Source organism: Streptomyces hiroshimensis (assembly GCF_014650335.1).
GTDB lineage: Bacteria > Actinomycetota > Actinomycetes > Streptomycetales > Streptomycetaceae > Streptomyces > Streptomyces hiroshimensis.
This window is the reverse complement of sequence record NZ_BMUT01000011.1, coordinates 254,956-269,151: the sequence shown is the minus strand read 5'-3', so window position 1 is coordinate 269,151 and position 14,196 is coordinate 254,956. Positions and strand designations below refer to the sequence as shown.

5 protein-coding genes are annotated in these 14,196 nt (G+C 75.7%); all 5 read left to right on the top strand.

The genetic code is table 11. The features are described 5' to 3' along the window. Nucleotides 1-104: 104 nt before the first annotated feature. The 5 genes from IE241_RS24790 to IE241_RS24765 all read left to right on the top strand — a co-directional run bounded on the left by IE241_RS24790 (nt 105) and on the right by IE241_RS24765 (nt 14,105). Nucleotides 105-3,257, top strand: coding sequence for a non-ribosomal peptide synthetase (locus IE241_RS24790; protein WP_190024036.1), 3,153 nt, complete (start codon nt 105-107; stop codon nt 3,255-3,257). Further along, nucleotides 3,254-4,435 carry an acyl-CoA dehydrogenase family protein gene (locus tag IE241_RS24785; RefSeq protein ID WP_190024035.1) on the top strand — a complete coding sequence of 394 codons (1,182 nt, stop codon included), beginning with the start codon at nt 3,254-3,256 and terminating at the stop codon, nt 4,433-4,435. Before IE241_RS24790 ends, IE241_RS24785 begins: the two co-directional genes overlap by 4 nt. Nucleotides 4,436-4,522: 87 nt before the next feature. Continuing rightward, entirely contained in the window at nt 4,523-8,290 is a 3,768-nt protein-coding gene (locus IE241_RS34315; protein WP_229899752.1) for an amino acid adenylation domain-containing protein, read from the top strand. Further along, complete coding sequence (locus IE241_RS24770; protein ID WP_190024034.1) at nt 8,287-10,920, top strand: condensation domain-containing protein; 2,634 nt, start codon at nt 8,287-8,289, stop codon at nt 10,918-10,920. The genes IE241_RS34315 and IE241_RS24770 overlap by 4 nt, the downstream gene beginning before the upstream one ends. A gap of 362 nt (nt 10,921-11,282) precedes the next feature. Further along, on the top strand, nt 11,283-14,105 hold the full coding sequence (locus IE241_RS24765; RefSeq protein ID WP_444545155.1) for a M4 family metallopeptidase: 2,823 nt from the start codon (nt 11,283-11,285) through the stop codon (nt 14,103-14,105). Nucleotides 14,106-14,196 lie beyond the last annotated feature (91 nt).

The following is a 14,196-nucleotide window of genomic DNA, read 5'->3' as shown; positions in this document are numbered from 1 at the left end:
CCGCACCGCCCAACCGGCACGCGCCACCCGGGGCACCCTCCACCGGCCGCACGGGCCCACCCGGCCCTCCGGCCCGTACACCTACCGAACCGGAAAGGTTGACCATGTTCGGACTCTCCACATCCCAGGAGATCGTCTGGCTGCACGAGCAGATGCTGCCCGGCAGTCGCGCCTACAACTTCACCGCCACCATCGACCTGCGCGGCACCCTCGACGAGGCCGCGCTCCGGGAGGGCCTGGCGGCGGCGCTCGACCGGCACCCCGGTCTGCGTCTCGAACTCGTCGACTCCCCGGGCGGCCTGCCCGGCCAGCGCGTGCGCGAGGGCTGCGCGCCCCGGCTGCGGACGGTCGACATGAGCGACGAGACCGACCCCGAGGCGTCGTTCGCGACGCTGCTGCGCACCGAGGCCGAGACGCCCCTGGACGTCCACGAGGCGCCGCTGCTGCGCTGGTCTCTCGTCCGGCTCGGTGCGGATCACCACCGCCTCGTCCACGTCGAGCACCACCTCGTCCACGACGGGCACTCCTTCGCGATCCTGCTGCACGACGTGTTCACCGTGTACCGGGCGCGCGTGCGGGGCGAGCAGGCGGTCCTGCCGCCCGCCGCCTCCTACACCGACCACGTCGGGGCCGCGGACAGCCCCGAGCGGGCGGCCCGGCGCGAGGCGGGCCTGGCGTACTGGCGGCGCGAGCTGGGCGACGCGTCGTTCGACCTGCCGCTGCCCGGCCTGGCCCGGCCCGGGGCCCGGCGCCGGCACGCGGGCGGCCAGCTGCGCCAGCCCGTGGACGCGGAGCTCGCCGAGCGCCTGCGCGCCCACAGCCGCACCCAGGGCCACACCCCCTTCTCCACGCTTCTCGCGCTCTTCGCCGAACTGCTGCGCCGCCACAGCGGCCGCGCCGACCTCGTCGTCGGCACCGCGGTCGGCAACCGCCCCGAGGGCTTCGAGTCGGCCACCGGCATGTTCGTGAACACGATCCCGCTGCGCCTGCGCCTGGACCCGGCGGCCGGGGCGGACGAGGCGGTGGACGAGGTCACCGACAGCCTCATCCGGTCGCTGCCGTACCAGGACGTCCCGGTGCAGGTGCTCACCCGCGAGCTCGGCCTGCACACGTCCGGCGCGGACAACCCGCTCTTCAGCGTCATGTTCAGCGCGCACGACGCGGCGCTGCCGGAGGTCGAGGTGCCGGGCCTGGAGGTGTCGCTGTTCGAGGGCTTCAACACCGGCACCACGCGCTTCGACCTCGACCTGGTGCTGCTGCCCGACGACCGGCGCACGGTCGGGCCGCGGCAGGGACCGGCCGGCATGACGCTGGTCTGGGACTACGACCGGGACCTGTTCGACGAGGACGCCGCCCGGCTCCTGGCGAACCGTTTCCTCGATCTCGTACGGGCCTACCTGGAGGCTCCGGAGGCGTCTCTCGCAGCGCTCGGCGCACAGCCGGAACACCTTCCGGCACAGACCGGGGAGCCCGTGGACCCCGACGCCGTCCTCGACCCCGTCGCCCGTCACGACCCCGGTCTGCCCGCCCTCGTCAGCGGCGCCCGGAAGATCACCTACGGTGAACTCGACCGGCTCGTCGAGGGGCTGGCCGCGCGGCTGCGGGCGGCGGGCGTCACGCCGGGGCAGCCGGTGGCGGCCGTGCTGCCGCGCGGCGTGGACACCGTCGTGACGCTGTTCGCCTGCCTGCGCACGGGCGCGGTCTACAGCCCGCTGTCCCCCAACGACCCGGCGAGCCGCCTGGAGACGCTGCTGCGGCGCCTGTCCCCGGCCCTGGTCCTGACGGACCGCGAGAGTGCTCTCGCGCTGCCCGCGGAGGGCCTGCCCGTGCCGGTCGCGCTGCTCGACGCCGACGGGGCCTTCCCCGCCGCCGCGCCGGCCGCGTGCGTCGACGGCGCCGCGTATGTCATCCACACCTCCGGTTCCACGGGCCTGCCCAAGGCCGTGGCCGTCGGCCGGGCCGCGCTCGCCCACCACGTGGCGACCGTGGCCGCGCGCTTCGGACTGCGCTCCGACGACAAGGTGCTGCTCTTCGCCCAGCCCTCGTTCGACGTGGCGCTGGAGGAGGTGCTGCCGTCCCTGCTGGCCGGTGCGTCCCTGGTCGTGCCGCAGCGGGAGGTCCCCACGGCGGCCGAGCTGATCGCCGTCCTGGCCGCCCGCCGGGTCAGCGTCGCCAACCTGCCGACGAGTTACCTCCTGGCCGTACGGGAGGAGCTGTGCGAGGCGCTCCGCGACGGGATGTGGGAGCCGCGGCTGCTGGTCGCCGGCGGCGAGCGGCTGCCGGCCGCCGCGCTGCGGGACGTCCTCGCCGCGACGGACGCGACGGTCCTCAACGCCTACGGGGTGACCGAGGCGGCCATCACCTCCACGGTCCACGAGGTGAGCCGCGAGGAGACCGAGGGCGCCGGCGAGGGCGGCGAGGTGCCGCTGGGCACGGCGCTGCCGGGCATCGGGGTCCACGTCCTGGACGCGGGCCTGCAGCCGCTCCCCGCGGGGGCGGTCGGCGAACTCGCCGTCTCCGGCGCCGGACTCGCCGAGGGCTACCTCGGCGGCGGCGAGGCCGAGACCGCCACCGCGGCCAGGTTCGTCACCGTGCCCGCGCTCGGCGGGGCACGCGCCTACCTGACCGGCGACCTCGGCTACCGGGACCGCGACGGCCTGCTGTGGTTCCTCGGCCGCCGCGACAACCAGGTCAAGCTGCGCGGCTACCGCATCGAGCTGGAGGAGATCGAGGCGGTGGCCTCCGAGGTGCTCGGCGGGCGCTCGTGCGCCGTCGTCCTCGACCGGGAAGCGGCCGGCGGCCCCTGCCTGACCGGCTTCGTCGACGGCGGCGAGGAGCCGGACCAGGCCCTGCTGCACAAGGCGCTGTCCCAGCGGCTGCCCGCCGCGCTCGTCCCGGCCCGCTGGCTCCGGCCCGCGGCCCCCATGCCGACGCTGCCCGGCGGCAAGCCGGACCGCGCCGCGCTGGCCCGCCTCGCCGCCGAGGCGGGAACGGCCTCCGGCCCGGCGGCTCCGGAGCAGGAGGAGAGCACCGACCCGGCCGTCGCGCTGGTGGCCGAGGGCTGGCGGGAGGTCCTGGGGCACGACCGGTTCTCGCCGTCCTCCCACTTCTTCCAGGTCGGCGGGCACTCCCTGCTGGCCGCCCACCTCGCCGCCTGGCTGGAGACCCGGCTCGGCACGCGCCCGCCGCTGCGCGTCCTCTTCCAGCACCCCGTCCTCGCCGACCAGGCCCGAGCCCTGACGGAGACCGACCGATGAGCGCCACCACCCCCTCCTCCGTCCTGGAGACGGAGCACCGCGAGATCGCCGACGCCTTCACGGCGTTCGTCCGCCGCGAGCTGGTGCCGCTGGCGGCCGAGCTCCCCGAGGACGGCGACATGCCGCCGGCCGACCTCCGCGCGTACGTCCGCCGCCGCTCGGCGAAGCTGGGCTTCTACGCGGGCGACCACCCCGAGGAACTGGGCGGCTCCGGCATGCCGTTCAGCGCCGTGGTGCAGCTGCACCACGCGGCCGGACGCAGCGGCTGCCCGCTGGCCCCGTACGCGCTCGCCGGGTCGGACGGGCCGAGCCCGCTGCTGCGCCAGGGCACCGAGCAGCAGATCGAGCAGTACCTGAAGCCGCTGGTGCGCGGCGAGGCGACGCGCTGCCTCGCGCTGACCGAGCCCAACGCCGGGTCCGACGCCTTCCACCTCACCACGACCGCCCGGCGGGACGCGGACGGCGGCGGCTGGGTGCTGTCGGGGCGCAAGACGTTCGTCAGCAACGCCGGTCACGCGGACTTCGTCATCGTCGTGGCCCGGGCCGTCGACGGCGACGGCAAGGACGGCGGGCCGACGGCGTTCGTCATGGGCATGGACCAGCCGCGCCTGCGCATCGGCCAGCGCTACCAGGGCATGTCCGGCGAGGAGTTGTACGAGCTGGTGCTGGACGAGGTGCGGCTGCCCGCCGAAGCCGTCATCGGCGGCGAGGCGGGCGTGGGCGCGGCGCTCGGCAACGGCATCGACAGCCTCTCCCGGGGCCGGCTCGTGGTGGCGGCGATGTGCAACGGCATCGCCGAGCACGCGCTGGAGCTGGGGGTCGCCTACGCCCGCGAGCGGCAGGCCTTCGGGGAGCGCATCGGCGCGTACCAGCACGTCCAGGAGCACCTCGTGAGCAGCCGGGCGGAGGTGGAGGCGGCCAAGCTGCTGACGCTGGCGTGCGCACGGCTGGTGGACGAGGGCGTGGAGGCCCCGGAGAACGCGGCGCTCGCCAAGCTGACGTCCTCCGAGACCGCGGTCCGGGTCGTGGACCGGTCGCTGCAGGTGCACGGGGCGACGGGCTGGGTGCGGGGTCACCCGCTGGAATTCCTGTACCGGTACGTCCGGATGATGACGATCATCGAGGGGACCTCGGAGATCCAGAAGGTGATCGTCGCCCGGGCCATGGGGCTGGGCTGACCCGCCTCCGCCCCCTTTTCCCTCCCGGTTCTCCCTTCCGGCTTTCCCTTCCGGCTTCTCGCTTCCGACGTCATCCACGGAGGAATCATGAATTCTTCACCTGACACCACCCTGTCCGTCGCCCACGGAGGCACCGCCACCGCGCACGGCTGGGACGACGTCCTGGCCCGGTACGCGCACCAGGTCTCCCGGGTCCCGGACGCGCCCGCCGTCGAGGACGGCGAACTGGCCTGGACCTACGCCGAACTCGACGCGCTCGCCGACCGGACGGCCGACGCCCTGCGCGACCGCGTGCGCCCCGGCGACCTCGTCGGCGTCTGCCTCGACCGCTCCGTCGCCCTGGTCGCGACGGCCGTGGCCCTCGCCCGGCTCGGGGCCGTCTACCTCCCGCTGGGGCCGCGCCCCGGCGAACGGCGGCTGGCCGCCGTGGCGGACGGGTTGCGCGTCACCTGCCTGATCGGCGCGCCCGATGCGCTGCCCGCGGCATACGACGACGCCGAGCGGCGGGCCCTGCCGCTGCCCGCGGCGGGCGCCAACGCGCACGGGGAGCCCCTCGCGGCGTTCCCCGCCGCCGCCCCGGACGCCGCCGGCCGCCCCGCCGTGCCCGGTGGCACCTTCTACGCGGTGCTCACCTCGGGATCGACCGGCACGCCCAAGGCGGTGGCCGTGGCCTCCGCCGCACTCGCCGCGCGTCTGCGCTGGTACGCCGCGCGCACCGGCGCCCGCCCGGACGACCGCCACAGCCTGATGATCGGCGTCTCCTTCGACCCGCACGTCCTGGAGCTGTGGGCCGCCCTGACCTCCGGCGCGGCGCTCACCGTCCCCCCGGACGCCGTCCGCTGGGACCCGGACGTCCTCACCGCCTGGTGGCGGCGGGCGGGCGTGACCGTGGCCATCCTGCCCACTCCCCTGGCGGAGATCGTCCTCGAACGTCCCTGGCCGGCCGTTCCGGCGCTGCGCCACCTCAGCATCGGCGGCGACCGGCTGCGCCGCAGGCCCGGCCCGGACGTCACCGCGCGCGTGGACAACGCCTACGGTCCGGCCGAGGCCACGGTCGTGGCGACCGCGTACGGCCTGGAGCCGGACGGGGACGCCCCCGGCACGCCCCCGCCGATCGGCACGCCCCTCGACGGCGCCGTCGTGTGCGTCACGGACCCCGCCGGGCACGTCGTGCCGCGCGGCGAGGCGGGCGAACTGCGGATCGGCGGCGCGGGCCTCGCGACCGGTTACCTGGACGAGGCCCTGACCGCGCGCCGTTTCGTCGCCCCGCCGCCGGAGGTGACCGGCACCGACCGCGTCTACCGCACCGGCGACCGGGTGCGGATGCGGCCCGACGGCGTGCTGGAGTTCCTCGGCCGCCTGGACGACCAGGTCAAGGTGCGCGGTGCGCGGATCGAACCGGCCGAGACGGAGGCCGCGTTCGAGGACGACCCGCGCGTCCTGCGGGCCGTCGTCGCGGCCGAGTCCTCCGCCGCGGGCGACGTCCGCCTGATCGCGTTCGTCCGGCTCGCGCCCGGCGCCGGGGCCCTGCCGGCGGCGGAGCTGCTGGAGACGGTCCGCGGCCGCCTGCCGGAGCAGGCGGTGCCGTCGGCGCTGCGCTACGTGGAGACGTTCCCGCTCGACGCCAACGGCAAAGTGGACCGGGCGGCGCTCCTGGCCGCGACCACCGACGCGACCACCGACGCGACCACCGATACGGTCGCCGACGCGGTCGCCGGTACGGACACGGAGCGGATCGTCGTCGAGCTGTGCCGCGGTCTCCTAGGCCGTCCGGAGACCGGCCCCGGCGACAACTTCCTGGAGTCCGGAGGCGACTCACTGACGGCGGCCCGGCTGCTGACCGCCCTGGAGGAACGGTTCGGTGTCCGTCTGCGGGCACCGCAGCTGCTGCGCCAGCCCGACCTGCGCGCGCTGGCGGCCCTGGTGGACTCCCGCCGGGAGGGGGCGCCTGTACCGCCTGTACCGCCTGTACCGCCTGTACCGGCGACCCCGGCGAAGGCCGGTACCGTTCCCGCACCGGACAGCCCCGCTCCCGCCGCCCCCGGCGGCGTCCTGGGCCGCGTGCTCGCACACGCCGCCGCGGACCCGGCGGCGCTCGCCGTGACGGACGGCGAACTCACCCTCACCTACGGGGAGCTCACCGCGGCCGCCCGCCGGCTCGCCGGAGCCCTGCAGGCCCGCGGCGTCGGGCGGGGCACGCCGGTGGGCCTGCTGCTGCCGCACTCGGTGGGCGTCGTCGTGGCGAAGCTCGCGGTCTGGTGGGCGGGCGGCCACTACGTACCGCTGGACGCGGCCTACCCGCGCGCCCGCACCGAGGCGATGCTCGCCGACGCCGGTGTCCCGCTGATCGTCGGTGAGAAGGACCTGCTCGAAGCGGCCGGCATACCGGCCGTCCGGGCGCTGGTCCTGACCGCGGGCGGGCTCGCCGGGACCTGCGCCGCGGACCACGCCGAGGACGACCTGCCCGATCCTGCGGCGTACGACCCCGGCGCGACCGCGTACGTGATGTACACCTCGGGCTCGACGGGCCGTCCGAAGGGCGTCGCGATCACCCACCGGGGCGTGGCGGGACTGACGGCCGAGCCGGACTACCTGACGGTGGGCCGGCGGGACCGGGTCCTCTTCCACTCGGCGCTGACCTTCGACGGCTCGCCGTTCGAGATGTGGGTGGCCCTGGCCAACGGCGCCGCCGTGGCCGTCTCCACCGGGGGCCGGCAGTCGCTGGAGAGCCTGGTGCGGGACGTGGAGCGGCTGGGCGCCACCGTGGCGTTCCTGACCACGGCGCTCTTCCACCACCTGGCCGCCCGCCGCTCGCCGGTCTTCGCCGTGCTGCGCTCGGTGATCGTGGGCGGCGAGGCCCTGTCGGCACGGCACGCGCGCGCGGTCCTGCGGGCGCACCCCTGGCTGGAGCTGGTCAACGGCTACGGGCCGACCGAGACGACCAGCTTCGCCACCGCCCACCGCGTACGGGACGCCGACTGCGACGCCCCGCCGCCGATCGGGCGCCCGCTGGCCGGAGCGACGGTGCACGTCCTGGACGAGCGCGGCGACGCGGTGCCCGCGGGCACCCGCGGCGAGCTGTGGGTCGGCGGGCCGCGCCTGGCCGCGGGCTACCTCGGGCAGCCCGCCCTGACCGCGGAGCGCTTCGTGGACCACCCTTCGGCGGGGCGGATCTACCGCACGGGCGACGTCGTGTCGGCCCGGCCCGACGGGACGCTGGACTTCCACGGCCGCGTCGACGACCAGGTCAAGATCCGGGGCTTCCGGATCGAGCCCGGCGAGATCGAGCACGTCCTGCGCGACCACCCGCGCGTGGCGGACGCGGCGGTCACGGTCGTGCGCCCCGGCGCCGACGACGCCAGGCTCGTGGCGTTCGTCGTGCCCGACGGCGAGGGGCAGCCCGCCGTCACAGTCCTGCGCGACCACCTGGCCGGTCGGCTGCCCGCGCACCTGCTGCCCAACGCGTGGTCCGTGGTCGGCGCCCTGCCGCTGACGAGCAACGGCAAGGTGGACCGCCGGGCCCTGGCCGAGCGACCGCTGCCCGGCGGGGAGCAGGGGCCCGCGCCCGTACGACAGGAACTGACGCCCCTCCAGCAGGCGGTGGCCGACGCCTGGGGCCGCGCGCTGGAGTGCGAGGTCGCCGCCCCGGACGCCGACTTCCTCGCCCTGGGCGGGCATTCGCTGCTCGCGCTCGGCGTCGTCGACGACCTGCGCGAGGACCTGGGCGTGGAACTGACGCTCGCCGCGTTCTTCTCGGCGCCCACCGTGGCCGGGCAGGCGGAACTCATCGAGGAGGAACTGGTGGAGAGGTACGGCACGCAGCCGGAGACCGAGGAGAGCGGGGCGTCCCGGTGAGCGGCACCGCTTCGGAGACCTCCCGGCAGGAGGCGCTGCTGCGGCTGGCCCGGCGCCGCAGCGCCGACGCCCGTGCGCGGCAGGAGCGCCCTGCGCCCGCACCGTCGGACGACGCCGGGCACGGCCACGCACCGCTGTCCCACGCGCAGCACCGGATGTGGCTCATGGAGCGCCTGGGCCGGGGCGGCGCGGTCTACAACGTGCCGTTCGCGACCCGGGTGCGCGGCCCGTTCGACGCGGACGCGTTCGGCCGGGCCCTGACGGGGCTGGTGCGCCGGCACGAGGTGCTGCGCACCCGCTACGGCCAGGACGGCGGAGAGCCGTACCAGGAGGTGACGGCGGCGCGGCAGGTTCCGGTACGGACCGTGGACGCCGCCGGGGACGCCGCGCAGAGGCTCCTCGACGCGGAGGCGGCCCGCCGGTTCGACCTGGCGGCCGGCCCGGTGCTGCGGGCCCTGCACGTGCGGCACGCTCCGGACGACCACACCCTGCTACTGACGTTCCATCACATAGCCGTCGACGGGGGCTCCCTGGAGGTGCTCGCCCGCGAGCTCGGCGAACGCTACGGCGCGGAGCTGGCAGGGCGCGACGGGGAACCGGAGCAGCCCGCGCCGCGGTACGCGGACTTCGCCCGGCGGGAACGTGCAGGGTCGGACGCGCTCGACGCGGGCCTGGCCTACTGGACGGAGCAGCTCGCGGGCGCCCGCCCGGTGCCGCTCCCCCGGGGCACGGCCCAGGCCGGCGGCCGGGGCGAGGCGCGGACCCTGTCCGTACCGCTGGCGCCCGGCACCGTCGACGACCTGCGGGCGGCGGGCCGCGCGCACCGCGCGACGCTGTTCACGGTCGTGCTCGCGGCGGCGTTCGCGGCGCTGCTGGAGGCGACCGGCGAGGAGGACCTCGTCATCGGGTGCGCCAGCAGCCACCGTGACACGGCGGGGGCACGCGATCTGGTGGGCCTGTGCGTCAACACGCTCCCGATCCGGCCCGGCCTGTCCGGGGCCGCGGACGCCGGGGCGCTGCTGCCGCGGGTGAGGGACGCGCTGCTGGAAGCGCAGCGCCACCGCCACGTGCCGTTCGACCTCATGGTGGAGCGGCTGGGTGCGGCGGCCCGCGACGGCGGCGGCAACCCGCTGGTGGGTGTCACCGCGGACGTCCTGGGCCCGCCCCCGGTGCTGCAGCTGGCCGGGGCGCGGTGCGAGCCGGTCGACATCGAGCTGGGCGGGGCCAAGTTCGGCCTCGGCCTGTACGTGGAGGAGCCCACGGACGCCGCCGGGCCCCGCTGCCTGGTGCGCTTCGACCGCGGCCGGCTCGACGAGGGAGCGGCGCGGAGGCTGCTGGAGGGCTTCGCGGAGGTGCTGGACTCGCTGGCGGCGGGCCGGAGGCGTCCGCTGACGGCCGGTTCCCTCCTGGACGCGGCGGGCGCCGGGCTGCCGGAGGGGCCCGCGGATGCGGACCTCGGCGCTTCGGCGCCCGCCGTGATGACGGTCTTCGGCGAGCTGCTGGGCGAACGGCCGGGGCCCGACGGGGACTTCTTCCTCCTGGGCGGGCACTCCCTGCTCGCGGTCCGGGTCGCGGAGCGCCTGCGCGAGCAGCTGCAGGTGCCGCTGACGGGGCTCGACGTCCTGGAGCAGCGCACCCCGCGCGCGCTGGGGGCGCTGCTGGACGAGCGGGCCCGCGCGCGCCGCCGTCCTGCGGCCCGTACCCCGGCAGCCCGTACCCCGTCCGCGCGGGCGGGCACGGTCCTGGTCACGGGCGGCACGGGCGGGGTCGGGGCGTTCGTCCTGCGGGAGCTGGCCGCCCGGGGGCGACCGGTCCGGGCGCTCGTCCGGCCCGAGTCGGCGCACCTGGTGGCGGCCGACGGGGTGGAGGTGGCCGAGGGCGACCTCGCCGACGCGGACAGCCTGCGCGCGGCCGTCTCCGGCGGCGTGGACGCGGTCATCCACGCGGCCTGCACCTTCACCTCGCCGGAGGTGGACGTCGCGGCGATGCGCATCCTGCTGGACGGCTGGCGGCACGGTTCGTTCGTCTTCGTCAGCAGCGTGGACGCGTACGGGCGCCCGTCCGTGACGGACGTCGCCGAGGACACGCCGCCGGAGGAGCCGCTCACCGCGTACGGGCGGGCCAAGCTCGACTGCGAGCGGATGCTGTGGGAGGCCGCGGGCACGGCCGGGCGGGGCGGGGCCGGAGTGGTCCGCGCCCCGATCGTCTGGGGGCCGCACCCGAGGCTGCGCGACCAGCTGCGGTGGGGGGCGACCGGCGCGCTCTTCCAGGCGGCCCGCGCCGGGCAGCCGGTGGTCCTGCCCGCGGCGGGCGCCGTTCCCCCCTCCGGCGACCCGTGGTCCGGCGTCCCCTGGATCCACGCCGCGGCCCTGGCCCGGACGCTGGTCACGTGCGCCGAGCGGCCCCCGCACGGCACGGTGAACGCCGTCGGCGGGCACGTCGGCTGGGGGGAGTTCGCGGGCGAGCTCGTCCGGCTGCTGGAGAGCCCGAGCGAGATCGTCGCGTCCCCGGACCGGGCCCCCGGCCTCCTGCACCGCCACCGCTACCGCGCCGAGGCCCTGGCCGAGGAGCTGGTGGAGCGCCCGGGCGAGGACTGGCGCTCGGCGATCGCGGCGATGCTGGCCCTGTGACACCCGGAAAACCGTCGGGCCGCCAGGACGATGCCCTGGCGGCCCGACGGTATTACGTGCACCCGCCGTGAAGAACGACGGAGCCCGGCGGACGTCACGGCCCGGCCGGGAGACGATACGGAATCCCGTAATCCGGCCCGGGCGGCGACCCGGGCGGCCGACGGTACCGGACGATCGTCTGCCGGGGCCGAAAGTCGTCCACGGCTTCCCGCGGCCCATTGATGCGCTGCCGCATCACCGCTTCCCTTGCACTGCCCTGACACATCCGTGTCGGGAAGGCCGCGAGGGGGGACACCTTGCCCGGTTCACGCAAGCCCGGAAAACGTTCGAGAAGACCCGCAGCATCGAGAGCGCAGAGCGGGATAACGGGTGCGGCGGCGCTGATCAGCGCCGCCGCACTCGTCGTTTCGGCGGCGCCCGCCCATGCGGCGGCAGCGCCACCGCCCAGTCCGGGTGAGGTCGTCCCCGGGCAGCGGACGGAGACCCCCGCGCTGGTGGAGGGGATCCGGGAGCAGGCGAAGGCCACGGGGAGCGCGGCGGACGCGGCGCGCGGGCACCTGGCCGACAAGCGCAGCCGCTACAAGATCGCCGACCCCGGCCGCGATCTGAAGCCCCTGCGCACCACCGGCGCGGGCGCCTCGGAGACCGTGCGGCTGCAGCAGAAGCACCGCGGCGTCGACGTGCTGGGCGGCCAGTACGTCGTACGGATGGAGAACAAGGGCGGCAAGCGCGTCGTCACCGGAACCTCCGGCAAGTACTTCACCGGCCTGACGGCGGACACCACGCCGGAGGTCGACGAGGCCCTGGCCGTCGAGCGGGCGGTCGACGCGACAACGGCGCAGCTCACCTCCCGGCGGTTCGGCTTCGGCAAGGACGAGGGCCCGGAGGAGGGCGGGGACGGCGGGGAACGCAAGGGCGCGGCGGCGGCGCAGCCGCTGACCGGCACGGCCCGCGGCCTGGTCGTCCTGCCCAAGGGCACCGGCGTCCTCACTCGGCATGTCACGGTACGGGGCACGGACCCGGTCACGGGCGCCCCGGTGCTGCACGAGGTGTACGTCGACGCGAAGGCCGGATATCCGGTCCTGCAGTACAGCGGAATCAAGACGTTCGGGGCCCCCGGGCAGAAGGCCGGTGCGGGCGGGGCGTCCGCCGCGCCCGTCCCCGGAGCCCGTGGCGCGCAGGGGGCGGCCGGCGAGCCCGCGGAGAAGGGTTCCGGCGTCAGGCTCGACGGGAAGACGACCGAGCTGGACATCACCCGCGACGAGGCGCGCGGCGCGTACGTGCTGCGCGACCAGTCCCGTATGCGTGAGACCACCAAGAACGTGCTCGCCACCTGGGACGCGCGCGACAGGACCGTCTGGGACGCGACCGGCCAGTGGCCTGACGGCATCAAGGAGTTCGCCTCGCCGACCCCCTCCTTCGGCAAGGAGGCCACCGAGTCGGGCGCCGTCGACGCGCACTGGGCCACGGCCAAGGTCTACGACTACTACAAGAACGTGCACGGCCGCGACAGCCTCGACGGCCGCGGCATGACCGTCAACTCCCTGGTCGGCGTCTACGGGTTCGGCGGGACACTGGCCAACGCCTTCTGGGACGGCACCAAGATGGTGTACGGGAACGGCGACGCCGAGTACCGTCCCTTCTCCTCGGCCCTGGACGTCGTCGGCCACGAGATGACGCACGGGGTCGTGGAGAACAGCACCGAGCTCGTCTACGCGGGCCAGTCCGGCGCCCTGAACGAGGCACTCGCCGACTACTTCGGCAACGCCGTCAAGACCGACATCTACGGCATCGCCATGGACAGCCCCGACGCGGGCCTGCTGGGCGACGCCCTGTGCCGGACGAAGGCCCCGCGCGAGTGCGCGGTCCGCGACCTGAACGACGGCAGGACCGCCTCCAAGTCCTTCCTGGGCGTGGGCCTCGGCACCGACGGCGGCGGCGTCCACCTCAACTCCACGATCTTCTCCGGCGCGCTGTGGGACATGCGCGAGGACGTCGGCCGGACCCTGGCCGACCGCATCGTCTACAAGGCCCTGACCGAGTACATGACGCCGCTGGACGGCTTCACCGAGGGCCGCGCCGCCGTCCTCGCCGCGGCCAGGGACCTCAAGGTCGCGGACAAGGAGCTCAAGGCCGTCGAGCGGTCCTTCAACGCCCACGGCATCGTGCCCGGCTGGGAGCTCGCCCTGGGCGTGGACTCCGACCAGCTGCTCGCCCGGGTCGGCACGCAGGACTCGAAGGCGGGAGCGGGCGGCGGCTGGTGGGCGGCGTCCAAGTCGAACGAGACCGGCTCCGAGCCGTACTCGGTCTGGGCGGGCCGTCTCGACGGCTCCGGTTCGCCGAAACTGATCAGCCCCAACGACGGCCGCTACCACGTCAATCCCGCCACCGACGGCAAGACCGTGGTGTGGCAGGCGTACGGCCGCCGGTCGGTGGAGCTGCTGGCGCGGCCGCTCGCCGGAGGGCCGGTCAAGAGCCTGTGGGCCGGGCGGCGCGGGCTGAACGTGGCGAGCGTCGAGGGTGACGTCGTCGTCATGGAGACTGCGCAGCGCCCGACCGCCCGCCAGGTGCGGTACCTGCGGCTGAGCGACCGGAACCCGGTCCGGGTGGTGGACGAGCCCGGTGTGACCACGGGCTTCCCGTCGATCAGCCACGGCCGGATCGCCTACACCAAGATCACCCGTAAGCCGGGGGTGCGCACCTACGACACGGAGGTGCTCGACCTCGCCACCGGCAAGCGGACGACGATGCCGCAGATCGGCACGCCGGGCGTCACCGGCCAGACCGGCATCAGCGGCAACAGCGTCTACTGGCTGGTCCAGGACACCGCGGAGGCCGGGCGCCCGGCGGTGCGCCGCGCGAACCTCGACGGCACGGGCGTCGCGGACCTCAGCCCGGCCAAGGGCCCCGACGCGCTCGACGCCGTCGAGCTGTCGGCCTCCGAGGACGCGGTGACCGTCACCGTGCAGGCGCCCGTGACCGGGCCCGGCGCGTACGGCAACGAGATGCTGACGAAGCTGTGGCAGCTCTCGGCGGACGGCAAGCAGAAGGGCCGGGTCTCCTGCAACCGCGGTGAGCAGCTCTCCGCCGCTGCCACGGGCGGCAGGCAGGTCGTGTGGATCGATGCCACGACCGGCTACAGCGACGTGGTCACCCGCACCCGGCCGGCGGGCAACTGCGGCTGACCGGAGGCGCACTGCACCCCGGTGACGTGCCGCGCCCCCGGCGCCGATGCGAACGGCATCGGTGGTCCGGGGGCGCGGTGCGTCGTACGGG

Bases quoted from the DNA above. Each gene is read 5' to 3' on its own strand.
- IE241_RS24790 (WP_190024036.1), top strand. From the start codon at position 105: ATGTTCGGACTCTCCACATCCCAGGAGATCGTCTGGCTGCACGAGCAG.
- IE241_RS24785 (WP_190024035.1), top strand. From the start codon at position 3,254: ATGAGCGCCACCACCCCCTCCTCCGTCCTGGAGACGGAGCACCGCGAG.
- IE241_RS34315 (WP_229899752.1), top strand. From the start codon at position 4,523: ATGAATTCTTCACCTGACACCACCCTGTCCGTCGCCCACGGAGGCACC.